A 26610-nucleotide genomic window follows, 5' to 3' on the forward strand; every position below is an offset into this window, starting at 1 on the left:
AAAACGCCCGACCTGGGACGGGCGCCCGGAAGACAACGACCGCCAGAAGGCGGCCGTCAGAACAGATAGGGTACGACAAGTGGCGCCCTCGCCACTCAGACTTTCAACAGCACGAAGGCCACGCCCGCCACCAACACCAGACCCACCACGACAGGCAGCATCCAGTGAAGGCCTTGGTCGGGCTCCCGAGCCTCGGGCTGATCGGCATCAGGCTCCGGGTCGTTGAAATCCTCGGGCTGGCTGACCTCCTTGAAATGCTGAAGCTCTTCCTCGGAATCCTTACTGGTTCGTGTATCCATCACGCACCTCCGCGATTGCTGAGTCATTGACAGCAGAGACCATCAAGTAGGGCGCCGACAGCCTCCTATAGGTTTACGACATCAAAATCGGCAACAGTATCCACATCGGCGTCATAGTCGACATCGCGACGCTCGAAGCCGAACAGCTTGAGGAACTCATGCTTGTACCCAGCATAGTCGGTAATGTCGAAGAGATTCTCGGTGGTCACCTGTGGCCAAAGGTCCTGGCAGGCTTGCTGGACATCGTCGCGCAGCTCCCAGTCGTCCAGGCGCAGGCGTCCTGCGTCATCGGTGGCCGCCGGGGCGCCTGAATAGAGCGCCTCGCCATAGAGACGATTGAGCTGATCGATGGTGCCCTCGTGCAGGCCCTGTTCCTTCATCACCTTATAGACCATGGCGATGTAGAGCGGCATGACCGGGATGGCGGCGCTGGCCTGGGTCACCACGGACTTGAGCACGGCCACGTTGGCGCTGCCGTCGGTCGCCTTGAGCTTGGTATCGATGGCGTGAGCAGCTCGGTCCAGGTCTTCCTTGGCCTTGCCCAGCGCCCCGTGCCAGTAGATCGGCCAGGTGATCTCGGTGCCAATGTAGCTAAAGGCCACGCTCTTGGCACCCGGCGCCAGCACACCCTCCTCGTCGAGGGCGTTCATCCACAGCTCCCAGTCCTCACCGCCCATCACGGTGATGGTGTCCTGGATTTCCTGCTCGTTGGCCGGTTCGACCTCGGCCTCGATGATGGCGTCCTTGTTGGTGTCGATGGCAGTGGCGCGGTAGGTCTCGCCTATTGGCTTGAGCACTGAGCGCTTCATCTCACCCGAGTCCGGCAGCTTGCGCACCGGGGATGCCAGTGAATAGACCACCAGGTCGACCTGCCCCATGTCCTGCTTGATCAGTTCGATGGCCTTGTCGCGGGCCTCATGGGAGAAGGCGTCGCCGTTGATCGACTTGCTGTACAGCCCTTCCTGCTTGGCGTACCTGTCGAAGGCCGCCGAGTTGTACCAGCCAGCGGTGCCGGGCTTTTTCTCGGTGCCGGGCTTCTCGAAGAATACCCCCAGGGTGTCGGCACCGTAGCCGAAGGCCGAGGTGATGCGGGCCGCCAAGCCATAGCCGCTGGATGCCCCGATCACCAACACCTTCTTGGGTCCGCTCGCCTTGTCCAGACCACGCGCCTTGGTGGCTTCGATCTGCTCGAGAACGTTCTGCTGGCAGCCGACGGGGTGGGTGGTGGTGCAGATGAAACCGCGAACCTTGGGTTTGATGATCACAGGCAACCTCGACAGTCGGTAAAAAAGAAGTTTCAAAATGACAGTGGCGACATTCTAGCGGCTCGACGCGCGAGTGTCCGCCCCTTGAGTCGGCCGCGCCCATCACCGAAGATGCCTACCTCAACCTAGAGGATAGCCATGGACACGCAAACCCTGGTCGACATGCGCGCCGAGCTATGGCTCGCCCTGGCCCCGCTGTGGCTCGAACGCGAGCCGCGCGAAAGCGACTACACCCGCATGGTCGAGGAAATCGAGCGCCATGATCTGACACTTCAGGAGCTGGAGTGGATATTTCGCCTGGAACTGGCACCGGTGCTGGCGCGCCACCAACTGTCGGTGGCCGGCGAATGGCGTCGCTTCAACGACCGCCAGCTGGTGGCCCAACTGGTCGCCCACTATCAGCGGCTCAGCGGCTGGCGCAGGAAGATGTGGATGCTGTTCTCGGGGCTGACGACCATGATGACCCGCCACCGCTGGAATGAGCTGATGATGCGCGTGATGGTGGAACGCGGCGAAGCCCCGAAGCAGTCGTGACCGATGCCGTCCCTTGTCGGCCCGGGCACTGGGTGCCGAGAGCATGGGCATGAGGGCATTGGCATGAGTGCTTCAGAAAGCGTGCGTTTCAGGCGGAAAAAGGCGCATCCAGCGCCGCTTCCAGGGCCTCACGAATCTCACGCTCCCCTTCCCGCGGCCCGAATCGGCGCAGTACCTGGCCCTCGCGGCCAACCAGAAACTTGGTGAAATTCCACTTAATGGCCGTGGTGCCAAGCACGCCCGGGGCCTGACGACGCAGCTCAACGAACAGCGGGTGGGTGCCCGGACCGTTGACCCGGACCTTCTGGAGCAGAGGAAAGGTTACCCCAAACTCCTGCTCACCGAATTTGCAGAAAGCGGGGGCCGATTCCGGCGATTGACGAGCAAACTGATTGCAGGGAAAACCCAGCACCATGAACCCCCGGTCGCGATAGCGGCGATAGAGATTCTCGAGTTCCTTGAGCTGTGGGGTGAAACCGCAGCGGCTGGCGACGTTGACGACCAGCAGCACCTGTCCGCGCAAGGCGAGCAGGTTGAAGGGTTCGCCCGCGGCAGTCTGACAGTCGATGTCGTGGATATGCATGGCGAGCACCAGTCCGGCTTTAGTCTCCAAGATGCCATGTCTGTCGCCAACGCGCCAGCCTGCCGGCGCCTCCCAGACAGCGTCGCCGGATACTGAGAGACAGCCGCCGCCATTCGTGTCGGCGCACCTCAAGGCGTGTCCGCCAGCGGTCGCGCTCGTCGCCATCGAGAGGGGCATAGTAGAGCCGCTCGATGGCCGCGCTCATCGACGCTCGCCTGGCGCGCCGAAAGCGGGTTCATGCCGCCTGCTCGAGCCAACCACCGGCATACAGCATGCCCAGCGCGCTGTGGGTGTCGGGTGTCGCGGTCTCAAGCGCCAGCGCCTCCTTGAGCGGCATCCAGCGCACCGAAGCGACTTCTTCAGGCTGCAGACAAAGCGGCCCGTCGTAATCGACCAGGTAGATGCTGCCATAGATGTGGTGACCATCCTTGTCATAACGGAAATCACCACAGGAACGCAGCGGCTGACCGCGAATACCAAGCTCCTCGGCAAGCTCGCGACGCGCCGCCTGATGCACGGCCTCACCTGCCCCCACCACGCCGCCGGCGGCCAGGTCATCGTCCCCCGGGAAGACTTCCTTGGTCAGGGTGCGACGCTGTACGCAGATGTCGCCCTTGGCATTGCGCACCACGATATAGGTCGCCCGGTGCCAGAAATGGAAGCGCCGCATCATCGCCCGGGGCGCGCTGCCGCAAGGTCGGTTGCGGGCATCGACCAGCTGGATATGTTCATCGGCGATCACCGGGGGCGGCAACGTGGAATCATTGGCAGTCATCGGGCTCTCCCTGTCGGATCAGTCTGTCAGACTAACCAGTCACCCGAGACAGGGCCAGCCTTGAGGCGTTTGACCGATCAGTGGGGGCTGACCATGCTCAGATGATGCCCGCCTCAAAACGTACCCGCTCCCTTCGGGGCACCGCCGGGAGACTCGCCATGGCCGATTTCGCACCCCGTGAACGCCTTGCCACTCATGACATCGTCAACCAGCCACCGGTGTCCAGCGACGAAGACTGGCTTAGCGACGACCTCCCGTTGCGAGAGGCACTTTCGCGCCAGGCGCCCGCCTGGGTACCACGACGCCTCGCCGCCCTCGGTCGCGCGGTGGGCAGCCAACGGCTTCAGGCACTCGGCGAGGCCGCCAACCAGCATCCGCCACGCTTGCGGCTCTTCGACCGCCACGGACGACGCCTGGACGAGGTCGAGTATCATCCCGCCTATCATGCGCTGATGCATGAAGCCTTCGATCACGGATGGCATGCAGTGGCCTGGCAGGAAGAAGGCCGCGGCGGCCATCAGGCTCATGTGGCCGCGCTCTACCTGCTGACCCAGGCCGAACCCGGCATCTGCTGTCCGCTGACCATGACCCACGCCGCCATGCCGGTGCTGCGCCAGAAAAAGCGGGTGATGGCCCATTGGGGGTCGCGGCTGCTGACCTGGGGCTATGACCCGCGTGCCCATCCAAGCGATGACAAGACGGCGGTGACCCTGGGCATGGCGATGACCGAGAAACAGGGCGGCAGCGACGTGCGGGCCAACACCACCTACGCCGACGTGGCCGGCAGTGATCGCAACGAGGCTTGGCTGAGCGGCCACAAGTGGTTCTGCAGCGCGCCGATGTCGGATGCCTTCCTGACCCTGGCGCAAACGTCTGACGGCCTTGGCTGCTTTCTGGTGCCACGTTTCCAGCCCGACGGCAGTCGCAACCCGATCGAGATCCAGCGCTTGAAGGACAAGTGCGGCAACCGCGCCAACGCCTCGGCCGAAATCGAGTACCGTCATGCCTGGGCACAACCCATCGGTGAGCCGGACCGTGGTATCGCCACCATTCTCGAGATGGTCCAGCAGACCCGTCTCGATGCTGCCGTGGCGCCGGTGGGCATGATGCGCCAGGCGCTGCGCGAAGCGTGGCGATACAGCAGCCATCGCCATGCCTTCGGCCGACCGCTCGCCGAGCAGCCACTGATGCGCATGGTGATCGCTGATCTGGCGCTTGAGGTCGAGGCCGGGGTAGCCCTTGGCCTGCGAGCGGCCAGCGCCTTCGACGGCGCCGCCAGTGGCCACGACCACGAACGCGCCCTGGCGCGCCTTCTGCCGACACTGGCCAAGTACTGGCACAACAAACGCGGCCCGGGCTTCATGGCCGAGGCCATGGAGTGCCTGGGCGGCATCGGCTATGTGGAGGAAACACCGCTTGCCAGGCTATATCGCGAAGCACCGGTGAATTCGATCTGGGAAGGGTCGGGCAACGTCATCTGCCTGGATGTCCTGCGGGTGATGGCGCGTCACCCGGAAAGCATCGAGGCACTGATGAGCGAGCTCAAGGCGGCACACGGTCAGCAGGCCGACTTCGACCGCGCACTGGCCGAACTCGAGCATGCATTGACGGCATCCGACGAGACGATGACCCTGCGCGCCCGCTGGCTGACACAGCACATGGCCCAGACCCTGCAAGCGGCCCTTCTGCTGCGCCATGCCCCTACGGCGATAGCGGAGACATTCTGCCGTTCGCGACTTGGCCATGACCCGAGCCCCGCCTATGGGGTACTGCCGGCGGACGCGCCGCTTGCCACTATTCTTGAACGCATCACGCCATGAGCCGCGCCTGAAAGCGCCTGTGTGGTCATCAAACGGGGGAACGCGAGATAAACGATACAGGGGTCAAGGCGTGGGACTGAGGGACTGGGCGATCCTTGGCTCCCAGAGTCGGTCATCATGCGCATGATCCGCATTCGACCAGGGGGACGGACAGCTTCCCAGACGTGCGAGCAATGCAAGCAGGTCCTCGACCGGCATCGGCCTTGCCAGCGCGAAGCCCTGAGCATGCGTGCAGCCAAAACGCACCAACGTCTCAAGGCATTCCAGCGTCTCGACCCCCTCGGCCACTACCCGGATACCCAGGCGCTGACCGAGTAATGCCACCGCCTCGACAATAGCCGCATCCTCAGGGTTTTCATTGAGATGGCGAACAAAGCCTCGGTCGATCTTCACTTCGCTGATCGGTAACAACTGCAGGCGCGCCAAAGACGAAAAGCCAATACCGAAATCATCGACCGAGAGCTCCATACCCAGCAGATGCAGCCTTGCCGCCACCTCACTGCTCAATAGCTCATCCTGCATGGCATCGTTTTCGGTGATTTCCACCACCAAAGAGAGCCGATATCCCAGCGACTGCTGCAGCTCGTTCATCAACGGCACCAGATCATCGTGCAGCAGTTCGGTAGGCGAGATATTGATCGATACCGACAGCCAGTGATCCTCCAACAGCCAGCGCTGAGCATCAAGTGCCACCCGGGCGACGATTTGGCGGGTCATCTGCTGCGTCTGCTCCGGCGTCATCAGTTTGAGGAAACGGCCCGGGCAGATCAGCCCAAATTCGGGATGCTGCCAGCGCACTAGCGCCTCGACCCCGCTCAGCGTCTGAGAGGCCAGGTCAAACTGGGGCTGGTAGTAAACCACGAGTTCCTGCTCGTTCAGCGCGCGGACAATTTCGTCCCGCCCCCATTCTTGCCCGTCTTTTCCGGACACCTCGCTCTGTGACGGCATCAAAAGCCCACCGAGACTCGCGCTCAGGTCATTCAGAGAATAGGGCTTGCTCAGCGAATCCAGCATCGTCAGGCCGAGGGTCTGGCCCACCCGTTCGGCGATGCGCATGACCTTGGGGGCCACACCACTCAGCAGCATCACCGCGCCGTTATATTCAAGCTCAGCCAGATAGCGCAGGGTATCGATGCCCTCGACGCCATCGATTTCCAGGTCGAGGATCACCAGACGCGGCCGCAGATGGGCAAGACATGGCCGCAGGTCAGAGGCCAGGTGGTGCGTCGAGATACCCAAGGTGCGTAATTGCAGTGACAGAGCAGCCAAGATATCTGGGTCGTTGTCGACGACAACGGCCAGCGGAGCAGTATCCAGAGGCATGAGCGCTCTCACACTATGAAGGTGTTAACTAAATACACATGCAACCATGACGTAACTTATCAATCGAACCCAGCCATTACCCTATTAAAGATCGGACTACCCAACCACAACCCGCAATGCCAAGCCGAGAAGGATCACCCCGGTGAGGCGATTGATCCAGTGGGAGCGAGCCTGCAGCCAGGGCAACACCGACGAATGCGAAAACGCCACGGCCACCAGCACATACCACCCGCCATCGATCACCATAGCGGTGGCAACGATCAAGGCCTTGGCGGCCACGCCCATCTCCGGACTGACGAACTGGCTGAGCAGGGCAACGAAAAACAGGATCAGCTTGGGATTGCCAAGCGCCACCAGCATTCCATCGCGAGCCGCCTGCACACGCGTCGTGGCAACGCCATTGGCCTGAATTGCTGATGCACGACCGGCCCGCAATGCCTTGATACCTAACCAGGCGAGATACGCAGCACCGCCCCAGGTAATCACCTGAAAGAGCATCGGGTGGCGGGCAATCAACGCGCCCAGCCCCCAGACCGTCAATAGCGCATAGAGCCCCACCCCGAGGGCATGCGCAAGGGCCGCTACCACACCCGGCAAACGCCCCCCTCCCAGGGTATGGCGAAGCACCAGCGCCAGGCTCGGCCCCGGCGACATGGCGCCCATGGCGCATACCGCCGCTAGCGACAACCACAAGGTCATCGGCATGCTCTGCTCCTTATAGTATAGCTGACCCGCCGACGCGGCAGAAAACCGTGCGCCTCCCTGGCGGGCCATGGCAAGAACGAACGTCGCTCCGGCCGCTTCAGGGGTGCCGAAGCGCCATGCAAGGCAGCTATCTTAGTCGCCGCCCCTTCCTTGGCCAAGCCGACCTTCGATTTAGCCAGACCAAGACTCGATGCAATGCCCAACATCGCGCATGAAGCTCATCTGCTCGCCCATCGCTTATCTGTTCTCAGGACGCCTGCCCTGAGGAAGCACCAAACACGAAGGCCGATTGCACGCTGCCCATCACCTCATCCTCGAAGGCCTTTTCACCTGGCACCTCTCCGCCGGCACCGGCCGCCACAAACAACGGCAGCAGGTGTTCCTCTTCGGGATGCGACTCTCGTCCACCGGGGGCCGTCGCCCAGTCCCTCAAGCGAGAGGCACGCGTCTCACCGGGCAACGCAACGGTCTCGCTCAACCAGGCATCGAAGGCGCGGGAGTCCGGGTCGACCGGGCCGCCCCCGCGCTTGAACCGGGCCATGTTGTGATAGCTCATGCCACTACCGATGATCAGCACGCCCTGCTCGCGCAGCGGGGCCAAGGCGCGCCCCAGCGCCAGGTGCTCGTTCGGGTCGAGCCCTTTTTTCAGCGAGAGCTGCACCACTGGCACATCGGCCTTCGGAAAGACCAGCTTGAGCGGAATGAAGACGCCGTGATCGAGCCCGCGATGATGCTCCTCGGCGCTTGAAATCCCCGCCTCGGCCAGGTGCTCACGCACCTCGGCAGCAAGCGCCGGGTCGCCTTGGGCCGGCCAGCTCAGGCGATAGGTGTGGTCGGGAAAGCCGTAGTAGTCGTAATACAGTGACGGCGCCGACTGGGCATTGACGGTGAAGGTATCAGCCTGCCAGTGCGCCGAGATCACCAGAATCGCCCGCGGCTGCACCTTCAGGGACTCGGTCAGGGCGCCAAGCCAAGCGGCCATTGGTTCCCAGAGCCCCGCCGGCTGCCAATCCATGAAGAAGCAGGGCCCGGCACCATGGGGAAGAAACACCGTGGGCAGTGGATGGGAAGAAGGTGTCATGGTCGAGCCTCCATTACGCAAGGGAGAGAGGTATGGATGGGCGAATCGCCCCGGTACCGGCCCATCGAGGCCAGCGCCAAGGTGATAGATAGCACCGCTCAGTGTCGCCCCGTCAGATGTTCAGGCCGAGCTTGGCATCCAGCGAGAAGCGATCGCCGCCGCGCAACAGGATGGCCAGGGCGACCAGCCCCCACATCAGCGGATATTCGACGCCGCCGCTGGACCAGAAGAAGCCATTGGGAATATGCACGCTCAGTGCCACGCCCATCAGCACCATGACCCCCAGCGCCGCGGGACGCGTCAAGAGACCCAGCACCAGCGCCAGGCCACCGAAGAACTCGACCAGACCCGCCAGCAGGGCAAAGAGCACACCGGGGGTCATGCCAAGGCTCTCGGCGAAGAACTGCCCCGTCGCCTCCAGGCCATAGCCGCCGAACCAGCCAAAGAGCTTCTGGGCACCGTGAGGCATCAGCAAAAGGCCTGCGGTCACGCGAATCAACGGATAGGCAAGCACCGACAGGCGCTGGAAAATGGCCGGGCCTGGGGTGGCAGTGTCGGCAGCAGTCAGTGTATTCCGGGTCATGAGAAGGTCCTCGCATCAACGTTGGGTCGCACGATCAGCGCGACCATGATTGGATTAACAAGGGCACTTGCCCCTGTCGATGGAAGACAGCATATTGAGGTTTCCAATTTCCCGGTAGAGTGTGAAATGGCAACTCATGGTTGATGTTTCAGAAACCTCTGGCAGTTTCTCTCTCGGCGGTGCACTAGAAGATATCCGCGCCTTCTGCGCCGTGGTGGAATTCGGCTCTATCTCCGCGGCGGCACGGGAGCTGCGTGAAACCAAGGGCGGGGTCAGCCGGCGTATTTCTCGGCTGGAAAGCCGGCTCGGGGCAGCGTTACTGGCCCGCACGCCTCGCGCGGTCAGCGCTACCGAGGAAGGGCTACTCTTTCATACCAAGGCCCGGGAGGCCCTGGGTCTGCTGGAAGATGCCACCGAAGGGGCCCGTGCCTCACGCTCCGAACCCCAGGGCAATCTGCGCGTCACCGCCCCGGTCGACATGGGCATCGACCTGTTGCCGTCACTGGTGGTCAGGTTTCGCGCCCTGCATCCGCAGATCCGCATCGAACTGCTGATCACCGATACCGCGCTTGATCTCGCCGCCAACCGCATCGACCTGGCCCTGCGCGCCAGCGCCGATGACCTGCCTGACATGAACTATCGCGCCTCCTCCATCGCTGGCTTCCGCATGCGCCTGTATGCATCGCCAAGCTACCTGGAGGCACACGGAGTGCCGACGGTGCCAAACGATCTTACCCAGCACAGCCTGGCGAGCTGTCGGGAAATGGAAGGCCCTGCCCCTCTGGTGCTCACCGACCCTCGCGGCAAGCGCAGCGAAATCAGCGCCCGCCCCGACCTGCGGGCCTCCGACTACTCAAGTCTCGCTCGGCTGCTGGCCGCAGGCGGCGGCATCGGGGTACTGCCCGACCTGATCGTTCGCTCACTGGTGGACGAGCACAAGTTGATGCCTGTGCTTGCCGACCACACCCTCGGCGAAGCCAGGCTCTATGCCATCACGCTTGCGGGGCTTGAAGCCCCGGCGCGGGTGAGAGTATTTCGCGAGTTCCTGCGTGAGGCGCTCAACGACTGAGCCCGCAAGCCTCGGCACCTAGCCCCAACCAGAACGCATGAGGCCGGCTAATCGCCTGATTAGCCGGCCTCAATTACCTACTCCATGGGCATCCTTGATTGACCTCGTCAGCCGCCATTCACCTCGGGTGAAGCGTACAACCCGATCAGAAGGCTTCCCACTCCTCTTCTTCCTTGGCTTGTGACCGGGAGCGGGCAGGTGGCGCTGCCTGCGACGGCGCGCTGGATGCCGAGGGAAGCGCGGGCGCATCCGGGCGGGTGAACGACTGGCCATCATCCTCCCCCAGCACGAAGGAGCTGATCAGGCGCTGCAGATGCTCGGCCTGCTCGCGCATCTGGCTGGCCGAGGTCGTCGACTGCTGAACCATGGCGGCATTCTGCTGGGTCATGGTATCCATTTCGGTGACGGCCGTATTGACCTGGCCGATACCGGTGCTCTGTTCCTTGGCGCCTGCCGAAATCTCCCCGATCACATCCGTGACCTTGGCCACACTGGCGGCGATTTCCTGCATGGTGGCACCGGCATTACGTACCAGTTCAGCGCCCGACTCGGTATGCGCGGTGGAGGCATCGATCAGCTCGCGAATTTCCTTCGAGGCATCGCTTGAACGGCTCGCCAGGGTGCGCACTTCTTCTGCCACCACCGCAAAGCCTCGGCCATGTTCGCCGGCGCGGGCGGCCTCCACCGAGGCATTGAGTGCCAGGATATTGGTCTGGAAGGCGATCGAATCGATCATGCTGATGATGTCGCTGATCTTGTTGGACGATTCGTTGATATCCGCCATGGTGCGCTCGACATCCTGCATGGCCGACTCCCCACGGCGTGCCACTTCAGCGGTGCCCAGTACCAACTGATTGGCCTGCTGGGCAGACTGCGCACTGTGATCCACCGTGGAGGTGATCTCCTCCATCGAGGCTGAGGTCTGCTGCAGATTGGCGGCTGCCTGCTCGGTACGGGTGGCCAGTTCCTGGCTGCCGTGCTCCATTTCGGTCGCCGCGTCGCGCACGAGACTGGTGCTGCCGCGTACCTCACGCAGGGTGTCCTGCATGCGCGAGACGAAGGCATTGAAGCCTTCGGCCAGTTGCCCGACTTCATCACGCGTCGAGGCGTCAAGCCGCTGAGTCAGGTCACCCTGGCCGGTAGCAATGCCTGCCATCGCCCGCGCGGTGGAGCGAATCGGCTGCAGGGTGCGCTTGATCAACCAGGCCACCATCACGGCGACGGCGATGAACAGTGCCAAGGCTGTCAGCAGCGAGTTGACGATCGAGCTGTGCAGGTTGTCCTCGGCGAGCGCCTGGGATTGTGCCATGGCCGCGTCGACATCCACTGCATAGACGCCGGCACCCAGCATCCAGTCCCACTTTTCCAGCGGGACCGCATAGGAGTACTTGTCCTCTTCCTGCTGGGTCGTTGGATGGGGCCACGGGTATTCATAGTTGCCACCGCCGGCCTGGGCGGTCTCGATCAGCGAGCGAATGATGTAGCCACCATCAGGCCCCTGCAGGTCCATCAGGTTCTTGCCCAAGAGATCGGGATTGATGTGCGTCACCGTGTTGCCCTCGTAATCAAACACGAAGACATAGTTATCCCCATCGAAACGAATCGAGCGCAGTATCTCGACGGCGCGTGCCTTGGCGGCTTCATCGTTGGGCCCGGCCTGCTCGTAGATCGGCGCGATGGCGCTCTTGGCCGCCAGCACCACATCCTTCACGGCCTCCTTACGGCCCTCAAGGAGTTCTTTACGCTGCTCAGCCATGTGCTCGTGAGAGGACTGAATGTTGTGGTAGATGTTCATGCTCACCAGCGTGATGGTGATCAACAGCATGGGGACCAGTACCAGCGTCATCACCTTGGTCTGCAGGTTCCATCGGCTCAGCCTATTGTTTTGTGTCGTCATAGATGCCCTTTCCCGAATACGTGCGTCTAGCGAATGAATGATGGTCAGCAGTCGACTATCTCTATCGGCTAGGATGGCCCAGGGCTTTAGATGACCTAGACCAAAGGAGGAAAAGCAAGGTATGGAGCAGGAGGTAAGACACGACTAGCGGCGCGCAGGCCGCGAAGCGGCGGCCGGATGGGAACGGATACGACGGGAGGACCAGCTACCGCCTGGCCGTCAGCGCGTGAAGGGCAGGCGATGCGCCGGCTTCTAGGCAAGCCGGCGCGAAGGAAAAGAGCGAGCACGCAGGCGGCAGAACTTCAGGCGCACTCAACGCCGCGGGTGGCGCTGCATGCCTGAACTCGAGCCGTCAGATGCCGATGTCGTCGTCATACTCATGATCGGCATGCTTGACCAGCTCGCTATCTTCACTGCAGCTCGGGTCATGCACGAAGGTTTGAGTCACATCGACATCACCCAGGCTCTGGATGGTGCGACGCCCGAGTAGCACCGGGTAGTTCATGTCACCGCGGTCTTCGAGGCTGAACTGCTCTTCATGACGCGTCTCGCCCATGCAGATCGTCATCAGCACCACCGGGCGCTGATCCCTGCCGCCGGCGCCGCTGACGGTCAGGTCTCGAAATAAGGGACGCTCGAAGGTTTTCGAGACCATCTCCTCACTGGTCTGGTCTTCGATCTCGACGTTGAAGCGCACCCAATCGTCGCCGTCGCGCTCGAATGTCTCGATCTGTTCGGCATGCATCGAGGACGTGAGGGCCCCGGTGTCCAGTTTCACCTTAGCCTCGGTGCCCCAGGGCTCGATGGTCGCCGTTTCCACCCAGCCATAGGTTGCCCGCTCTGCGCCCATGGCAGTGCCCGAGAGACCCGCACCAACAACCAGAGTCGTGGCATAACATGCTGCTCGTAAAGCTTTCATTACTGACCTTCTCCTTGAATAAGATACCGTTTCGACGCGCGGCTCTGGTCCTTGTGCCAGACCATCTCCGTGACCGAGTGGCGATCGATAAGTTCCTGTGCCCGACGCGATTGCAGGCACGGGAAGGCATCCCCCGCGCCGTGCCGGTAGGGAGAACGCTGGTCAGATAGGGGCGGAAGCCGAAGGCATCAATAAAGGGAGGGTGATGAGAGCTTGACTGAGGGGTGACGGCGGCCAAGCGGGAAGATGCGAGGCGTCTAAGTAGTTGCTCCACAACGATGCAAACGCGTGCGGCACAAGAACTTGATCACCGCAAGATTATGACGTGCTGAGCTGGGCTTATAGACAGAGGCGTTGGTGACGCGCAAAGGGCTGTCGCTTGGCGATGAGAGCGAGGCGAAGTTGCAGGCAACGAAGGCCGAGAACTAGGAAAGCGCTGAATGAATCAATACGGGGATGCTGAGGGCATCAAGACTCGGGGAGGAAAATGAGGCTTGATGTAATGGTGCCGGTGGTCGGACTCGAACCGACACACCCGTGAGGGCGGCGGATTTTGAATCCGCTGCGTCTACCAATTCCGCCACACCGGCAGCGGGGAGGAATTATACGCAAGAACGGCCCCGGGTCAATCATGAAAGTCACGCAAGCGACTGACTTCACTGGTGGGAACGGGTATCCTGTGCGCCTTGTCCGAATGGTCCAGTGTCATTCAAGCACCGCTTTTGCTAGCCCGAGTCGATATCTCCCATGCAGCGCGCCGATTTCCATTACGAGCTCCCCGACGAGCTTATCGCCCGTTATCCCTCCGAGCGTCGCAGTGACTGCCGCCTGTTATGCGTCGATGGCGCCTCGGGGGCGCTTGAGCACCGCCGTTTTCCCGACCTGCTCGACGCGCTTGAGCCGGGCGATCTGTTGGTGTTCAACGATACGCGGGTGATCCCGGCCCGCCTGCACGGCCAGAAGGCCAGCGGCGGGCGCGTAGAGATGCTGCTCGAACGGCCACTGGATGCCCACCGCGGCCTGGCGCACATTCGCGCCAGCAAGTCGCCGAAGCCGGGCACGGAGCTTATCTTCGAGGGCGATGTGCGCGCGGTGGTAGAAGGCCGCCAGGATGCCCTCTTCGAACTGCGCTTCCTCGGCGATACACCGCTGATCGCGCTGCTCGAGGCCCACGGCCACATGCCACTGCCGCCCTACATCACCCGCGAGGACGAACTCACCGACCGCGAGCGCTACCAGACGGTATATGCGCGTCGCGACGGGGCGGTGGCCGCGCCCACCGCGGGGCTGCACTTCGACGAGCCGATGATGGCGGCACTTGAGGAAAAAGGCATCGAGAGCGCCTTCGTCACGCTGCACGTGGGCGCCGGCACCTTCCAGCCGGTGCGCGCCGACGACATCCGCGACCACCACATGCACAGCGAGTGGATCGAGGTCGATGAGGTCGCCTGTGCCAAGGTTCGCGAGGCCAAGGCCCGCGGCAACCGGGTGGTGGCGGTGGGCACCACCGGCGTACGCTGCCTGGAATCGGCCTGCATGAAGAGCGAGGACGGCGAGATCGCGCCCTATCGCGGCGAGACCGACATCTTCATCTATCCGGGCTATGAATGGCGCTGCGTCGATGCGCTGGTCACCAACTTCCACCTGCCGGAATCGACACTGCTGATGCTGGTCGCCTCCTTCGCGGGCTTCGAGACGGTGATCAAGGCCTATGAGGCCGCGGTCGAAGAGCGCTATGCCTTCTTCAGCTATGGCGATGCCATGTTCCTGACCCGCAAGAGTGCGGGCTAGCGACCGACGCCGTTCGCCAGGGCGCGCCCCAGGCTGCCATGTTGTGGAACACCCATGTTGTGGAACACCTAGGCATTGAAAGCCAAGCGTTCGAGCCCTCCCCTGTACTGGCAGTCATGGGCTCTGGCACCCCGAGGCCCTGGCGCACTTATTGTTGGCGGGCGCAGCTTGCCACCCCGTCCCTATTAGATAGAACGTTTTCATGCGAGAGAGCTTCCATGCGTAACGAATGCTTCATGACCTTCGAGCGCCTGGCCACCGATGGCCGGGCGCGCCGTGGCCGCCTGAGTTTCCCCCGTGGCACGGTGGAAACCCCGGCTTTCATGCCGGTGGGCACCTACGGCACCGTCAAGGGCATGACGCCCCAGTCGGTCGAGGAGATCGGTGCCGAGATCATCCTCGGCAACACCTTCCACCTGTGGCTGCGCCCGGGTACCGAGGTAATCGAGGGACACGGCGACCTGCATGACTTCGCCCACTGGAACAAGCCGATCCTGACCGACTCCGGCGGTTTCCAGGTCTTCTCGCTCGGCAAGACGCGCAAGATCACCGAGGAAGGCGTGCACTTCCGCTCGCCGGTCGATGGCTCCAAGGTCTTCATGGGGCCTGAGGAATCCATGGCGGTGCAGCGCTCGCTGGGCTCGGACGTGGTGATGATCTTCGATGAGTGCACGCCCTACCCGGCCACGCACGACGAAGCCAAGCGCTCGATGGAAATGTCGCTGCGCTGGGCCAAGCGCTCGCGCGATGCCCATGGCGATTCGCCGTCGGCGCTGTTTGGCATCATCCAGGGCGGCATGTATCCGGACCTGCGCGAGGCCTCGCTTGAGGGCCTCGACGAGATCGGCTTTGATGGTTATGCGATCGGCGGGCTATCGGTGGGCGAGCCCAAGGATGAAATGATCAAGGTGCTCGACTACCTGCCGGAGTGGATGCCGGACGACAAGCCGCGCTACCTGATGGGCGTGGGCAAGCCGGAGGATCTGGTCGAGGGCGTGCGCCGTGGCGTCGATATGTTCGACTGCGTGATGCCGACCCGTAACGGTCGCAACGGTCACCTGTTCACCTTCGAGGGCACGGTCAAGATCCGTAACGCACGGCACCGTCACGACACCTCGCCGCTGGAAGCCGACTGCGACTGCTACACCTGCCAGCACTTTTCGCGTGGCTACCTGCATCACCTGGATCGCTGCGGCGAGATGCTCGGTGCGATGCTCAACACCATCCATAATCTGCGCCACTATCAGCGCCTGATGGCTGGTTTGCGCGGTGCCATCGAAGCGGGTACATTGGCAAACTTTGTAGAAGCATACTATGGTCGTCGCGGGTTACCGGTTCCACCGCTGGAACAAAGCCCCGTATGACGGGGTTGCAGGCCCGTTCGCACCGAATCTGACGGCGGGATGATGGTGACATCATCCCGTTATTTAGGACCCTAGAAACCCTCTCAGGAGAACCAATCTCATGCTGGACTTTTTCATCTCCCAGGCACACGCCGAAGGCGGCGCAGCAGCAGGCGGCGGTATCGCCCAGATCGTGATGCTGGGCGGCTTCGTGCTGATTTTCTACTTCCTGCTGTGGCGCCCTCAGGCCAAGCGTGCGAAGCAGCACAAGCAGCTGATCAGCGGCCTGTCCACGGGTGACGAAGTGGTCATCGGCGGCGGCATGCTGGGCCGGATTACCAAAGTGAACGAAGAGTTCATCTCCATGGAAATCGCCGAAGGCACCGAGATCAACGTGCAGAAGAACGCCGTTGCCTCTGTCCTGCCCAAGGGCACTATCAAGTCCATCTGATTTCGCACCCCGGCACCGCCGGCGGGCAGGCCCGCGCCCGCCCGTCGGCGGTGTGCTGGTGGCGACCCCCCTATTCGCTCTCGCGATGTCGCCATGTTAGCTACAAGGCAGGGCCTGCATGCTTAACCGTTACCCCCTATGGAAGTATCTGCTGATACTTCTTGTCCTCGCCGTCGGCCTGGTCTATTCGCTACCCAACCTCTTCCCCGCGGACCCCGCGGTGCAGATCAGTCCCGCCAGCGGCGGTGAAAACCTCAGCGAATCCCAGTTGGATCGAGTCCAGTCGGCACTTGCCGATGCCGATATTCCTCTCAAGTCTACCGAGCGCGACCCTAACAGCGTCCTTTTGCGTCTTGATAGTGCCTCTGACCAGATGCGCGCCCGTGGCGTAGTTGATGGCCTGCTTGACGACGACCATGTGGTTGCCGTCAACCTCGCCGACTCGACGCCTGGCTGGCTCAAGAGCCTGGCTGCCTCGCCGATGACCCTGGGCCTCGATTTGCGCGGCGGCGTGCATTTCCTGCTCGAGGTCGACATGGACGCCGCGGTGACCCAGCGACTCGAGGTCAACGCCAGCGCCATACGCGAAACCCTGCGTGGTGAACGCATCCGCTACCGCAACACGGAGATCGACGGCCGCCAGCTGAGCATGGACTTCATGAACGCTGAAGATCGTGATGAAGCCAGCAACCTGATTCGCCGCGACTTCCCGGATTTCAGCTACGAAGATGTCGAAGCGGAACGTGGTGCGACCCTTGCCATGACGCTCAGCGATCAGGCGGTTCAGGAGATTCAGGACTACGCGATCAACCAGAACCTGACCACCCTGCGCAATCGCGTCAATGAGCTGGGTGTGGCCGAGCCGCTGGTCCAGCGTCAGGGCCCCAACCGCATCGTGGTCGAGCTGCCGGGCGTGCAGGACACTGCCGCTGCCAAGCGCGTGGTGGGTGCTACTGCCAACCTCGAGTTCCGCCTCGAGGCACGTCCGGATACGCCAGAGCAGGAGACCGAAACCCTCGAGTTCCGCTCCAGCCAACGGACCGCTGCGCTGATGCGTGATGTCATTATCACCGGTGACAGCGTTTCCAGCGCCAATCGCAGTTTCGATGAGAACGGCCGCCCTCAGGTCAATATCGACCTGGACGGCACCGGCGGCACCCTGATCAACCGGGCCACCCGCTCCAACATCGGCCGCAACATGGCGGTGGTGTTCATCGAGCACAAGACCCGCGACCGCACCGTGATGGAAGACGGCAAGCCGGTGGTGAAGCGTGATCCCTACACCGAGCGCGGCATCATCAGCCTGGCGACCATCCAGAGCGCTCTGGGCAACAGCTTCCGCATCACCGGGCTCGACTCGCCCACCGAAGCCGCCGAGCTGTCGCTGCTGCTGCGTTCGGGCTCACTTGCCGCGCCGATCTACTTCGTGCAGGAACGCACCATCGGCCCAAGCCTGGGTCAGGACAACATCGACCGCGGCATTCTCTCGGTGCAAATCGGCCTGCTACTGGTCGTCGCCTTCATGCTGCTGCGCTACAAGGCCTTCGGGGTGATCGCCAACGTCGCACTCGGCATCAACCTGGTGCTGGTGATCGCGGCCATGTCGATGCTCGGCGCCACGCTAACGCTGCCCGGCATCGCCGGTATCGTGCTGACGCTCGGTATGGCAGTCGATGCCAACGTGTTGATATTCGAACGCATACGCGAGGAATTGCGAACCGGACTCTCGGTGCAGCAAGCGATCCATGCAGGTTATGAACGCGCCTTCACCTCGATCGTCGACGCCAACCTGACTACCCTGCTGGTCGCGCTGATCCTGTTCTCGATCGGCACCGGCCCAGTCAAAGGCTTCGCCGTCACCCTGTCGCTGGGCATCCTGACCTCGATGTTCACCGCCCTGATGGTGACCCGCGCCATGGTCAACGTGACCGTCGGCGGTAAGCCACTCAAGAAACTCTGGATATGAGGAGCCTCGCGATGCGACAGTTCGATTTTATGGGCAAGCGCCGCCTGGCCTTCATTACCTCGGCGATATTGCTGCTGATCGCCCTCGGCTCACTGGCAATCCAGCAGCTAAGCTTGGGGCTCGACTTCACCGGCGGCACCCTGGTTGAGGTCAGCTACGCCACGGCGCCGACGCTCGACACCATCCGCGAGACGCTCCAGAGCGCCGGCTTACAGGACATCTCGGTGCAGACCTTCGGCACCGCCGACGAGATCCTGATTCGCCTGCAGCAGGCCTTCGACCCGGCCGTTGGGCAGCAAGTAACTGAACTGCTGCGCGCTACCGGCGATGAGGTCTCGCTGGTGCGGGCCGAGTTCGTCGGCGCGCAGGTCGGCGAACAGCTGCGCGACCAGAGTGGTCTTGGCATGCTGGTGGCACTGGGCATGGTGATGCTCTACGTGGCCTTTCGTTTCCAGTACAAGTTCGCCGTCGGCGCACTGCTGGCATTGGTCCACGACGTGATCCTGGTGCTGGGGGCTTTCTCGCTGTTCCAGATCGAGTTCGACCTGACCGTACTGGCCGCGGTACTGGCCGTGATCGGTTACTCGCTGAACGATACCATCATCGTCTATGATCGGATTCGCGAGAACATCCGCACCTCGCGCATCGATGACATGCCGGCGATCTTCAACGATGCCATCAACCAGACCCTGAGCCGGACACTCGCGACGTCAGGTACCACGATTCTGGTGTTGCTGGCGCTGCTGATCCTGGGCGGCGACATGATCCACAACTTCGCCGTGGCACTGCTGATCGGTGTCGGTGTCGGTACCTTCTCGTCGATCTATGTGGCCTCGGCGCTGCTGCTGCCGCTCAAGCTTGCGCGCACTGACCTGATCCCGGCACAGAAGGAAAACGAGGACGCAGAGGAACTGCCCTGAAGGGCGCCCTCCTCTACGCTCTCCCGTCGCATTCCTGACGGACGCCCGCGCCCCTGCTCATCGAGTAGGGGCGTTTTTTTGCCGGGCATAAAAAAACCCCACACGCCGGGGCGTGTGGGGTTTCATCTATCACGAGCGAGGCCCTGGGATAAAGGCCTCAGACCATGTGCGGCTTGAGCTGCTGCATCAGCGCCTTGTAGAGACGCGGGCCGGCGGCCATTAGCTGGCCTTCGATTTCGACGCTCGGGCTACCATCAGGCGTGCCCATCAGTGCGCCGGCTTCCTTGAGCAACAAGGAGCCGACCAGCTTGTCCTGCTCCTCGAGGCCAAGCACGAAGGCGGCGTCGCAACGGCCGCTGGCCAGTTCGGCCATATCGAGCAGGCCACTGCCGGTAGCGAGCTGCGTTTCGATCTGCGGGCCAAGCTGCTGCACCAAGGTCAAATAGGTGGGCAGGTTACGCGGACGCAGCCACAGCTCCGGCATGCTCAGCGCCAGACGCGAACCACCGATGGCGGTGGTCTTCGGCACGCGGATGCGCTTGCCGTTGCGCTGGGCGCCGCGACCACGGCTGGCAAGGATCTCGATATCGGCGAACGGGCAAAGCACCACGGCATGTTCGGGGCGACCCTTGACCATGCATACCAGCGACATGGCAAAGCCGCTGCTAGCAACGCTCAGATTGGAGTAGCCATGGAAGGGTTCGATCTTCCAGTGATGATCGGCGCCTTCGCCCTGGCCTTCACGGTAAGGAATGTAGCGACCGGAGATGCCGTGCTCGGGATAGCCACGCGAAATCTGATTGGCAACCAGTGTCTCGACGTTACGGCCAGCATCTTCGAGCAGGCGGTCGAGGTTATGTTCGTCGTGAGAGTTTTCGATGCGCTCACGGATACGCACGAATTGTTCAGCGGCACTGCGCATGGCGCGCAGACCGAATTGGACCATAGGATGCATGATCGGGCCTTCGAGGAGTCGGGTACTGTTAAAGAACGGTGACGCAAATCGGGGCGTATCCTAGCAGATCCACTGCCGCCCCGCCATCGACCGCTTGGCTCAGGGGCCGCAAGTGACCGGTCGCACATGCTAGACTATGCCGCCCATCGACACTGAACACAGGCCCTGGCCCCATGCTCGAGCGCATTCGCATCGTCCTCATCGGCACCAGCCATCCCGGCAATATCGGCGCTACCGCCCGCGCCATGCACAACATGGGCCTCGCCGACCTGGCGCTGGTCGCGCCGCGCAGCGAATCGCGCTCGGCAGAGGCGATCTCGCGGGCGTCGGGGGCCGATAGAATTCTGCATCATGCGCCGGTATACGACGACCTGGAGACCGCCGTTTCCGACTGCCGGCTGGTGGTCGGCGCCAGTGCCCGCTCGCGCACCCTGCCCTGGCCGATGCTCACGCCGCGCGCGTTGGCCGAACGGCTACCGGCAGAGCTCGCCGCCCCCGAGGCCCGGGTGGCACTGGTGTTTGGCCGCGAGGACACCGGCCTGACCAATGCCGAGCTACAGCGCTGCCATGCCCATGTGCATATCCCCACCAACCCGGATTACAGCTCGCTGAACCTGGCCGCCGCCGTGCAGGTGCTGACCTACGAGTGCCGCCTGGCCTGGCTCGCGTTCACTGACGCCTCGCACGCCGCGCCGGAAGATGCGACAGCTGCTGAAACAGACCATGCGAGTGACGCCGAGAGAGGCGCTGATGCCGACGCCGACAATAAAAACGTCGCCGAGGCACAGCAGGTAGTGCCCAGCGTCGAGCATGAGACGGTCTTTGGTATCGCCTGGGATCATCCGCCGGCAAGCCACGCGGACCTGGAGCGTTATTTCGAGCACCTCGAGCGCACGCTGATCACCCTCAAGTTCCACGACCCGGAAAAGCCGCGCCAGCTGATGGCAAGGCTGCGTCGCCTTTACATGCGCGCCCGCCCGGACCAGATGGAGATCAATATCCTGCGCGGGATTCTCAGCGCCACCGAGAAGCAGGTAGCAAAACGCGACTCCGGGGAATCATGAGGGTGTCTTGCAGCCAGTATTCCATGCCCCAATAATCAGGGCCTGCTCGGCTCCGCTGCGCGCCGACTTTTTTCCATAAGGATTTGCCGCATGTTTCGTCGTCTGCGAGAAGATATCAACAGCGTGTTCGCCCGAGACCCGGCGGCACGCAACTTCCTTGAAGTGCTGACCAACTATCCGGGCCTGCATGCGCTGCTGGCCCACCGGATGAGCCACTGGCTGTGGCAAAAGAACTGCAAGTGGCTGGCACGCAGCCTATCGCAGGTGTTTCGCGTGCTGACCGGCATCGAGATTCATCCCGGTGCCACCATCGGCCGGCGCTTCTTCATCGACCACGGCATGGGCGTGGTGATCGGTGAGACGGCTCAGGTCGGCGACGACGTGACCCTCTATCAAGGCGTGACCCTGGGCGGCACCAGCTGGCACAAGGGCAAGCGTCACCCGACCCTTGAAGATGGCGTGATCGTCGGCGCCGGCGCCAAGATTCTTGGCCCCTTCACGGTGGGTGCGGGTGCCAAGATCGGCTCCAACGCGGTGATCACCAAGGCCGTGCCGGCCGGTGCCACCGTGGTCGGCATTCCCGGCAAGATCGTCAAACGCGAAGAACCCGACAGCGAAGACCTCCCCAATATCGACCCGGCCCGCCGCGAAGCCATGCGCGAGAAGTTCGGCTTCGATGCCTACGGCGTCAGCCAGGACATGCCCGACCCGGTGGCACGCTCGATGCAAGCGATGCTCGATCACATGCATGCCGTCGACGGACGTATCGAGCAAATGTGCAAGACCCTGCGCCAGCTCGACAACAGCTACCGTGCCGGCCAGCTGCCTGAACTGCGTGACGAAGACTTCGAAGGCGTACTCGCCGATGTCGATAGCTGCTGCCCGCCGCTCGGCGACGATAGCGGTAGCAACGACCGACCGGGCAACACGGGTAGCGACAACCCCGACAAAGGCGCTGACGAGCAGGATAAGCAAGGGGATAGCGCCACCGAGGAAGCCCCCCGCAAGCAGGGTAGCGGCAGTTCCTGAACACGAGGCGGCTTCCGCGCTCCCCTGGGTGCTGGATGCCTAATTGTTGACCGCGATACTCGGGTTTCTCATAATGGCGGTTTAGCGACCATCCTTTGACCTGCCGCGTGCGGGTCTGTCCTCGACCCAATGCGTGCGACACTTCTATGCGCTTGACCACCAAAGGACGCTACGCCGTCACTGCGATGCTTGACCTGGCGATGAATGGCGCCGCAGCGCCGACGAGCCTTGCCGAAATTTCCAAGCGCCAGGAGATATCGCTGTCCTATCTGGAGCAGCTGTTTTCGCGGCTACGCCGTGCCGGCCTGGTCAAGAGTGTGCGGGGGCCTGGCGGTGGCTATCTACTATCGGGTGATCCCGTGGATATCTCGGTGGCTCGGGTCATCGACGCCGTCAATGAGTCAGTGGATGCCACTCGCTGTCAGGGGCTATCCGACTGCCAGCAGGGCGATACCTGCCTGACGCATCACCTGTGGTGCGACCTCTCCAAGGAAATATACGGCTTCCTCGACGGCATTAGTCTCGGCGAGCTGGTCAAGCGTCATGAGGTCAAGGATATCGCAAAGCGCCAGCGTCTGCGTGCCGACGAGGACACGATCGCCGTGTCGTCGCCGACGGCGCCCTAACCCCGTATCCTCACTGTTATCGGATTACCATGAGCGCTCCTGTCTATCTCGATTATGCTGCCACCACCCCCGTCGATCCACGGATCGCGGAGATCATGGCGCGCCACCTGACCATGGATGGCACCTTCGCCAACCCGGCGTCGCGCAGCCATATTGCCGGCTGGCTAGCCGAGCAGGCGGTCGAGGGCGCGCGTCGTCAGGTCGCCGACTTGATCGGCGCCGACCCGCGGGAGATCGTCTGGACCAGTGGTGCCACCGAGGCCGACAACCTGGCGCTGATCGGTTTCATGCGCGCCAATCGTGCCCGGGGCCGTCATATGGTGACCTCGATCATCGAGCACAAGGCGGTGGTCGATACCGCCAAGGCGCTCGAGGCGGAAGGCGTCGAGGTGACCTGGCTGACACCGGGTGCCGATGGCCGAATCACCCCGGGTCAGCTGACCGATGCCATGCGCGAGGACACCGCGCTGGTGTCACTGATGGCGGTCAACAATGAACTGGGCACCATCAATGACCTGGCCGCGCTATCCGACGTCGTGCATTCCTATGGAGCAACCTTCCATGTCGATGGCGCCCAGGCACCCGGCAAACTGCCGATTGACGTCACCGCCATGGGGATCGACCTGCTATCGCTCTCGGCCCACAAGGCCTATGGCCCCAAGGGCATCGGCGCGCTCTATGTGAAGCGCGATGCGGACCTGCGCATCGAGGCGCTGATCCACGGTGGCGGTCACGAGCGCGGCATGCGCTCCGGCACTCTGCCGACCCACCAGATCGTCGGCATGGGGGAAGCCTTTGCCCAGGCAGCAAGCGAAGGTGAAGCCGACCGCACCCACGCCAGCGCCCTGCAGCAACGCTTCCTCGATGGCCTTGAAGGCCTCGAGGGCATGCACTGCAACACCGATACCCGGGTATCGGTGCCGCACATCATCAACCTGGCCTTCAGTGGCCTGGACGGCGAGTCGCTGCTGATGGCGCTGCGAGGCCTGGCGATATCCACAGGCTCCGCCTGCAACTCTGCAAGCGTCGAACCGTCTTATGTATTGAAAGGCATCGGCGTTCCCAGGCCTCAAGCCCTGGCCTCGCTGCGTTTCAGCGTCGGCCGCTTCACTACCGAGGCGGATATCGACACGGCCATCGCCGAGCTCAAGCATGCAGTGCCGGCGCTGAGACGTTAACGTTATCAAGGAAAGCTCGCTTTCCGTCTGTCCTGCGTACCCTTTGCACTCCCACGCACCCGACACCTTCAAGGAGGCTCGCACCATGGCCCATCTTTCGATCACTCCCGCCGCCGCCAGCCAAATCCGTCAGGTGCTCGACGAGCGCGGCCACGGCCTCGGCCTGCGCGTTTCAGTCAAGCCGAGCGGCTGCTCCGGTTACAGCTATGTGCTGGACTTTGCCGATGAACAGGGCGCCGAAGACGTCAGCTTCAAGGAGCATGGCGTGGCGGTGTATGTCGCGCCCGAGGCCCTGGAAATGCTCGACGGCAGCGAAGTCGACTATGTCTCGGAAGGCCTCAACCGTTTCTTCCGTTTCAACAATCCCAACGTCAAGGATGAGTGCGGCTGCGGCGAAAGTTTCACGGTCTGAGGCGCGTCTTGGCCCCTGAGCCATCTCTTGGCCGCCACTTAGCCGACCATGCGCCGTCCCTGAAAGATGGGGATCGGCCACGATAGCGACTCCCTGACGCCCCTGCGGCCATCACGCCCCCGGCGTGATGGCTAGCAAGGGCGAGTTGGTCAAAGATTGTCCCTCGCGGACTTCCGGCGTTATAATCCGCGCCTCATCGGCCGCCGAGCGCGGTGGATCCACGATTTTCGACGCGCCGCCCGTGGCATGCACGTTCTCGTGTCGCCGCGGGCGGCGCGCCGTCCTATGAAGTTCCTGACGCTTCCAACACCTTACGGAGACCTGTCCCATGGCTACCGAACGCACGCTGTCCATCATCAAGCCCGATGCCGTTGCCAAGAACGTGATCGGCGAGATCTACACTCGCTTCGAAAAGGCTGGCCTCAAGGTCGTCGCGGCCAAGATGATCCATCTCTCTCAGGAGAAGGCCGAAGGTTTCTACGCCGAACACAAGGAACGCCCCTTCTTCGGCGCCCTGACCGGCTTCATGACGTCCGGTCCGGTCATGGTCCAGGTGCTCGAAGGCGAGAACGCCATCGCCATCAACCGTGACCTGATGGGTCCGACCAACCCGAAAGAAGCCGAAGCCGGCACCATCCGCGGCGATTTCGCCGAGTCCATCGATGCCAACGCGGCGCATGGCTCTGACTCTGCCGAGTCCGCTGAGCGCGAAGTGGCCTACTTCTTCGGCGCCGACGAGATCTGCCCGCGCGGCTGATAGCGTCTCCACGCGGGGGGCCTGGCCTCCCGCGTACCGCCCACCGACCCCGCGATGCCCACCATGACTGCCACGACTGTCACGACCGATACCCCGTCCCGCACCAATCTGCTCGGCATGTCCCGAGAGCAGATGGAATCCTTCTTCCTGTCCATCGGCGAGAAGAAGTTCCGCGCCGCCCAGCTGATGAAGTGGATTCATCAGGAAGGCTGTGATGACTTCTCCGCCATGACCAACCTCTCCAAGGCCCTGCGAGAACGCCTGGCAGAGGTGGCCGAAATCCGTGGCCCCGGCGTGGTCTATGAAGGCACCTCCAGCGACGGCACCCGCAAGTGGGTACTCGAGGTCGAGGACGGCAGCTACGTGGAAACCGTGCTGATCCCGGCCGAGAACGGCAAGCGCCGCACCCTGTGCGTATCCTCGCAGGTCGGCTGTTCGCTTGACTGCAGTTTCTGCTCGACCGGCAAGCAGGGCTTCCAGCGCAACCTCACCCCCGCTGAAATCATCGGTCAGGTGTGGGTGGCTCAGCGCAGCGTGGGACCGCGCCGCGACACCGCCAATCGCCCGGTCACCAACGTGGTGATGATGGGCATGGGCGAGCCGCTGATGAACTACGATGCCGTCCTGCCGGCGATGAAGCTGATGCTCGACGACAACGGCTACGGCCTGTCCAAGCGTCGCGTCACCCTGTCGACCTCAGGCGTGGTGCCAAAGATCGACCAGCTTGGCGACGACATCGATGTGAGCTTGGCCATTTCGCTGCACGCCGCCACCGACGACCTGCGCAGTGAACTGGTACCGCTCAACCGCAAGTACAACATTCGTTCGCTGATTGATGCCTGCAAACGTTACCTCGCCAAGTGCGATGACACGCGCATCATCACCATCGAGTACACCCTGATCAAGGACGTCAATGACCAGCAGGAGCATGCCGAACAACTTGCCGCTCTGCTCAATGAATTGCCGTGCAAGATCAACCTGATTCCGTTCAACCCGTTCCCGCATTCGGGCTACGAGAAGCCGTCACGTAACCAGACGATGCGCTTCCAGCAGTGGCTCTACGAACTGGGCTACACCGCCCCGGTGCGCAGCACCCGCGGCGATGACATCGATGCCGCTTGTGGCCAGCTGGTGGGTCGAGTGAAAGACCGCACCAAGCGCCATGAACGCTACATCCAGTCGATCCAGATCGACGCCGACTGACGCCTGGGGTGCGCTTGACTTCAATCGGGCAGAACGCTTTGATGGACAAGCCTTATCGGCCA

General features: G+C 62.7%; 27 protein-coding genes and 1 tRNA gene. 15 read left to right on the plus strand and 13 right to left on the minus strand.

Going from position 1 to position 26610, the window contains the following annotated elements; genetic code table 11:
- Nucleotides 1–95: 95 nt before the first annotated feature.
- Both ETC27_RS05610 and fabV read right to left on the minus strand, forming a co-directional pair.
- Nucleotides 96–299 carry a hypothetical protein gene (locus ETC27_RS05610; RefSeq protein WP_136254011.1) on the minus strand — a complete coding sequence of 68 codons (204 nt, stop codon included), beginning with the start codon at nucleotides 297–299 and terminating at the stop codon, nucleotides 96–98.
- A 65-nt stretch (nucleotides 300–364) separates the two neighbouring features.
- Nucleotides 365–1564, minus strand: coding sequence for an enoyl-ACP reductase FabV (fabV, locus tag ETC27_RS05615; protein ID WP_136254012.1), 1200 nt, complete (start codon nucleotides 1562–1564; stop codon nucleotides 365–367).
- 138 nt (nucleotides 1565–1702) lie between these two features.
- On the opposite strand from fabV, the gene ETC27_RS05620 reads away from it, so the two are divergent.
- Nucleotides 1703–2098, plus strand: a complete 396-nt coding sequence (locus ETC27_RS05620; RefSeq protein ID WP_136254013.1) for a DUF7079 family protein — start codon at nucleotides 1703–1705, stop codon at nucleotides 2096–2098.
- An 88-nt stretch (nucleotides 2099–2186) separates the two neighbouring features.
- Here the strand turns inward: ETC27_RS05620 and ETC27_RS05625 are convergent, their stop codons facing one another.
- From ETC27_RS05625 to ETC27_RS05635, 3 genes are read right to left on the minus strand one after another with little or no spacing between them, the layout of a single operon-like run.
- Nucleotides 2187–2681 carry a glutathione peroxidase gene (locus ETC27_RS05625; protein ID WP_136254219.1) on the minus strand — a complete coding sequence of 165 codons (495 nt, stop codon included), beginning with the start codon at nucleotides 2679–2681 and terminating at the stop codon, nucleotides 2187–2189.
- A gap of 19 nt (nucleotides 2682–2700) precedes the next feature.
- Nucleotides 2701–2886 carry a hypothetical protein gene (locus ETC27_RS05630; protein WP_136254014.1) on the minus strand — a complete coding sequence of 62 codons (186 nt, stop codon included), beginning with the start codon at nucleotides 2884–2886 and terminating at the stop codon, nucleotides 2701–2703.
- Nucleotides 2887–2916: 30 nt separating this feature from the next.
- A complete protein-coding gene (locus tag ETC27_RS05635; RefSeq protein ID WP_136254015.1) occupies nucleotides 2917–3456 on the minus strand; it encodes an NUDIX hydrolase in 540 nt (179 codons plus the stop codon).
- Between the two features lie 158 nt (nucleotides 3457–3614).
- Here ETC27_RS05635 and ETC27_RS05640 point away from each other — a divergent pair, with 158 nt between their 5' ends.
- Nucleotides 3615–5276, plus strand: a complete 1662-nt coding sequence (locus tag ETC27_RS05640; RefSeq protein ID WP_136254016.1) for an acyl-CoA dehydrogenase family protein — start codon at nucleotides 3615–3617, stop codon at nucleotides 5274–5276.
- Between the two features lie 63 nt (nucleotides 5277–5339).
- Here ETC27_RS05640 and ETC27_RS05645 read toward each other — a convergent pair whose 3' ends face one another.
- From ETC27_RS05645 to ETC27_RS05660, 4 genes are all read right to left on the minus strand, one after another.
- On the minus strand, nucleotides 5340–6599 hold the full coding sequence (locus ETC27_RS05645) for an EAL domain-containing response regulator (protein WP_136254017.1): 1260 nt from the start codon (nucleotides 6597–6599) through the stop codon (nucleotides 5340–5342).
- 96 nt (nucleotides 6600–6695) lie between these two features.
- Nucleotides 6696–7304: a LysE family translocator gene (locus ETC27_RS05650; protein ID WP_136254018.1), complete on the minus strand. Its 609-nt coding sequence runs from the start codon at nucleotides 7302–7304 to the stop codon at nucleotides 6696–6698.
- A gap of 247 nt (nucleotides 7305–7551) precedes the next feature.
- Entirely contained in the window at nucleotides 7552–8385 is an 834-nt protein-coding gene (locus ETC27_RS05655; RefSeq protein ID WP_136254019.1) for a DODA-type extradiol aromatic ring-opening family dioxygenase, read from the minus strand.
- A gap of 112 nt (nucleotides 8386–8497) precedes the next feature.
- Nucleotides 8498–8968, minus strand: coding sequence for a DoxX family protein (locus tag ETC27_RS05660; protein ID WP_136254020.1), 471 nt, complete (start codon nucleotides 8966–8968; stop codon nucleotides 8498–8500).
- 136 nt (nucleotides 8969–9104) lie between these two features.
- On the opposite strand from ETC27_RS05660, the gene ETC27_RS05665 reads away from it, so the two are divergent.
- The gene (locus ETC27_RS05665; RefSeq protein ID WP_136254021.1) at nucleotides 9105–10037 is read left to right on the plus strand and encodes a LysR family transcriptional regulator; all 933 of its coding nucleotides are present in this window, start codon (nucleotides 9105–9107) and stop codon (nucleotides 10035–10037) included.
- A 145-nt stretch (nucleotides 10038–10182) separates the two neighbouring features.
- Here ETC27_RS05665 and ETC27_RS05670 read toward each other — a convergent pair whose 3' ends face one another.
- The 3 genes from ETC27_RS05670 to ETC27_RS05680 form a co-directional block, all read right to left on the minus strand.
- Nucleotides 10183–11934 carry a methyl-accepting chemotaxis protein gene (locus tag ETC27_RS05670; protein ID WP_136254022.1) on the minus strand — a complete coding sequence of 584 codons (1752 nt, stop codon included), beginning with the start codon at nucleotides 11932–11934 and terminating at the stop codon, nucleotides 10183–10185.
- A 352-nt stretch (nucleotides 11935–12286) separates the two neighbouring features.
- A complete protein-coding gene (gene rloA3 / locus ETC27_RS05675; protein ID WP_136254023.1) occupies nucleotides 12287–12853 on the minus strand; it encodes a retropepsin-like aspartic peptidase RloA3 in 567 nt (188 codons plus the stop codon).
- A gap of 503 nt (nucleotides 12854–13356) precedes the next feature.
- Nucleotides 13357–13443 (minus strand) — tRNA-Leu (locus tag ETC27_RS05680).
- Between the two features lie 157 nt (nucleotides 13444–13600).
- On the opposite strand from ETC27_RS05680, the gene queA reads away from it, so the two are divergent.
- From queA to secF, 5 genes are all read left to right on the plus strand, one after another.
- A complete protein-coding gene (queA, locus tag ETC27_RS05685) occupies nucleotides 13601–14644 on the plus strand; it encodes a tRNA preQ1(34) S-adenosylmethionine ribosyltransferase-isomerase QueA (RefSeq protein WP_136254024.1) in 1044 nt (347 codons plus the stop codon).
- Nucleotides 14645–14880: 236 nt separating this feature from the next.
- Nucleotides 14881–16008 (plus strand): tRNA guanosine(34) transglycosylase Tgt, encoded by a 1128-nt coding sequence (tgt, locus tag ETC27_RS05690; protein ID WP_136254220.1) that lies wholly within the window; start codon nucleotides 14881–14883, stop codon nucleotides 16006–16008.
- 100 nt (nucleotides 16009–16108) lie between these two features.
- Nucleotides 16109–16438 carry a preprotein translocase subunit YajC gene (yajC, locus tag ETC27_RS05695; RefSeq protein WP_136254025.1) on the plus strand — a complete coding sequence of 110 codons (330 nt, stop codon included), beginning with the start codon at nucleotides 16109–16111 and terminating at the stop codon, nucleotides 16436–16438.
- A gap of 118 nt (nucleotides 16439–16556) precedes the next feature.
- Nucleotides 16557–18404, plus strand: coding sequence for a protein translocase subunit SecD (secD, locus tag ETC27_RS05700; RefSeq protein WP_136254026.1), 1848 nt, complete (start codon nucleotides 16557–16559; stop codon nucleotides 18402–18404).
- Nucleotides 18405–18415: 11 nt separating this feature from the next.
- A complete protein-coding gene (gene secF / locus ETC27_RS05705) occupies nucleotides 18416–19324 on the plus strand; it encodes a protein translocase subunit SecF (RefSeq protein ID WP_439331788.1) in 909 nt (302 codons plus the stop codon).
- 157 nt (nucleotides 19325–19481) lie between these two features.
- Here the strand turns inward: secF and ETC27_RS05710 are convergent, their stop codons facing one another.
- Nucleotides 19482–20279 carry an inositol monophosphatase family protein gene (locus ETC27_RS05710; RefSeq protein WP_136254028.1) on the minus strand — a complete coding sequence of 266 codons (798 nt, stop codon included), beginning with the start codon at nucleotides 20277–20279 and terminating at the stop codon, nucleotides 19482–19484.
- 173 nt (nucleotides 20280–20452) lie between these two features.
- On the opposite strand from ETC27_RS05710, the gene ETC27_RS17535 reads away from it, so the two are divergent.
- The 7 genes from ETC27_RS17535 (at nucleotide 20453) to rlmN (ending at nucleotide 26548) form a co-directional block, all read left to right on the plus strand.
- A complete protein-coding gene (locus ETC27_RS17535) occupies nucleotides 20453–21343 on the plus strand; it encodes an RNA methyltransferase (RefSeq protein WP_240724817.1) in 891 nt (296 codons plus the stop codon).
- 90 nt (nucleotides 21344–21433) lie between these two features.
- The gene (gene cysE, locus ETC27_RS05725) at nucleotides 21434–22372 is read left to right on the plus strand and encodes a serine O-acetyltransferase (RefSeq protein ID WP_136254029.1); all 939 of its coding nucleotides are present in this window, start codon (nucleotides 21434–21436) and stop codon (nucleotides 22370–22372) included.
- Nucleotides 22373–22518: 146 nt separating this feature from the next.
- Complete coding sequence (locus tag ETC27_RS05730; RefSeq protein ID WP_136254030.1) at nucleotides 22519–22998, plus strand: Fe-S cluster assembly transcription factor; 480 nt, start codon at nucleotides 22519–22521, stop codon at nucleotides 22996–22998.
- Between the two features lie 29 nt (nucleotides 22999–23027).
- Nucleotides 23028–24176: an aminotransferase class V-fold PLP-dependent enzyme gene (locus tag ETC27_RS05735; protein WP_136254031.1), complete on the plus strand. Its 1149-nt coding sequence runs from the start codon at nucleotides 23028–23030 to the stop codon at nucleotides 24174–24176.
- Nucleotides 24177–24261: 85 nt separating this feature from the next.
- On the plus strand, nucleotides 24262–24588 hold the full coding sequence (locus ETC27_RS05740) for a HesB/IscA family protein (protein WP_136254032.1): 327 nt from the start codon (nucleotides 24262–24264) through the stop codon (nucleotides 24586–24588).
- A gap of 328 nt (nucleotides 24589–24916) precedes the next feature.
- Nucleotides 24917–25345: a nucleoside-diphosphate kinase gene (gene ndk, locus ETC27_RS05745; RefSeq protein ID WP_136254033.1), complete on the plus strand. Its 429-nt coding sequence runs from the start codon at nucleotides 24917–24919 to the stop codon at nucleotides 25343–25345.
- Between the two features lie 54 nt (nucleotides 25346–25399).
- Nucleotides 25400–26548 (plus strand): dual-specificity RNA methyltransferase RlmN, encoded by a 1149-nt coding sequence (rlmN, locus tag ETC27_RS05750; RefSeq protein ID WP_439331789.1) that lies wholly within the window; start codon nucleotides 25400–25402, stop codon nucleotides 26546–26548.
- Nucleotides 26549–26610: the final 62 nt, after the last annotated feature.

The organism is Onishia niordana, assembly GCF_004798965.1.
Lineage (GTDB): Bacteria > Pseudomonadota > Gammaproteobacteria > Pseudomonadales > Halomonadaceae > Onishia > Onishia niordana.

Coding starts and splice junctions, on each gene's coding strand:
- ETC27_RS05610 (WP_136254011.1), bottom strand. CDS start 299: ATGGATACACGAACCAGTAAGGATTCCGAGGAAGAGCTTCAGCATTTC.
- ETC27_RS05620 (WP_136254013.1), top strand. CDS start 1,703: ATGGACACGCAAACCCTGGTCGACATGCGCGCCGAGCTATGGCTCGCC.
- ETC27_RS05625 (WP_136254219.1), bottom strand. CDS start 2,681: ATGCATATCCACGACATCGACTGTCAGACTGCCGCGGGCGAACCCTTC.
- ETC27_RS05630 (WP_136254014.1), bottom strand. CDS start 2,886: ATGAGCGCGGCCATCGAGCGGCTCTACTATGCCCCTCTCGATGGCGAC.
- ETC27_RS05635 (WP_136254015.1), bottom strand. CDS start 3,456: ATGACTGCCAATGATTCCACGTTGCCGCCCCCGGTGATCGCCGATGAA.
- ETC27_RS05640 (WP_136254016.1), top strand. CDS start 3,615: ATGGCCGATTTCGCACCCCGTGAACGCCTTGCCACTCATGACATCGTC.
- ETC27_RS05645 (WP_136254017.1), bottom strand. CDS start 6,599: ATGCCTCTGGATACTGCTCCGCTGGCCGTTGTCGTCGACAACGACCCA.
- ETC27_RS05650 (WP_136254018.1), bottom strand. CDS start 7,304: ATGCCGATGACCTTGTGGTTGTCGCTAGCGGCGGTATGCGCCATGGGC.
- ETC27_RS05655 (WP_136254019.1), bottom strand. CDS start 8,385: ATGACACCTTCTTCCCATCCACTGCCCACGGTGTTTCTTCCCCATGGT.
- ETC27_RS05660 (WP_136254020.1), bottom strand. CDS start 8,968: ATGACCCGGAATACACTGACTGCTGCCGACACTGCCACCCCAGGCCCG.
- ETC27_RS05665 (WP_136254021.1), top strand. CDS start 9,105: ATGGTTGATGTTTCAGAAACCTCTGGCAGTTTCTCTCTCGGCGGTGCA.
- ETC27_RS05670 (WP_136254022.1), bottom strand. CDS start 11,934: ATGACGACACAAAACAATAGGCTGAGCCGATGGAACCTGCAGACCAAG.
- rloA3 (WP_136254023.1), bottom strand. CDS start 12,853: ATGAAAGCTTTACGAGCAGCATGTTATGCCACGACTCTGGTTGTTGGT.
- queA (WP_136254024.1), top strand. CDS start 13,601: ATGCAGCGCGCCGATTTCCATTACGAGCTCCCCGACGAGCTTATCGCC.
- tgt (WP_136254220.1), top strand. CDS start 14,881: ATGACCTTCGAGCGCCTGGCCACCGATGGCCGGGCGCGCCGTGGCCGC.
- yajC (WP_136254025.1), top strand. CDS start 16,109: ATGCTGGACTTTTTCATCTCCCAGGCACACGCCGAAGGCGGCGCAGCA.
- secD (WP_136254026.1), top strand. CDS start 16,557: ATGCTTAACCGTTACCCCCTATGGAAGTATCTGCTGATACTTCTTGTC.
- secF (WP_439331788.1), top strand. CDS start 18,416: ATGCGACAGTTCGATTTTATGGGCAAGCGCCGCCTGGCCTTCATTACC.
- ETC27_RS05710 (WP_136254028.1), bottom strand. CDS start 20,279: ATGCATCCTATGGTCCAATTCGGTCTGCGCGCCATGCGCAGTGCCGCT.
- ETC27_RS17535 (WP_240724817.1), top strand. CDS start 20,453: ATGCTCGAGCGCATTCGCATCGTCCTCATCGGCACCAGCCATCCCGGC.
- cysE (WP_136254029.1), top strand. CDS start 21,434: ATGTTTCGTCGTCTGCGAGAAGATATCAACAGCGTGTTCGCCCGAGAC.
- ETC27_RS05730 (WP_136254030.1), top strand. CDS start 22,519: ATGCGCTTGACCACCAAAGGACGCTACGCCGTCACTGCGATGCTTGAC.
- ETC27_RS05735 (WP_136254031.1), top strand. CDS start 23,028: ATGAGCGCTCCTGTCTATCTCGATTATGCTGCCACCACCCCCGTCGAT.
- ETC27_RS05740 (WP_136254032.1), top strand. CDS start 24,262: ATGGCCCATCTTTCGATCACTCCCGCCGCCGCCAGCCAAATCCGTCAG.
- ndk (WP_136254033.1), top strand. CDS start 24,917: ATGGCTACCGAACGCACGCTGTCCATCATCAAGCCCGATGCCGTTGCC.
- rlmN (WP_439331789.1), top strand. CDS start 25,400: ATGCCCACCATGACTGCCACGACTGTCACGACCGATACCCCGTCCCGC.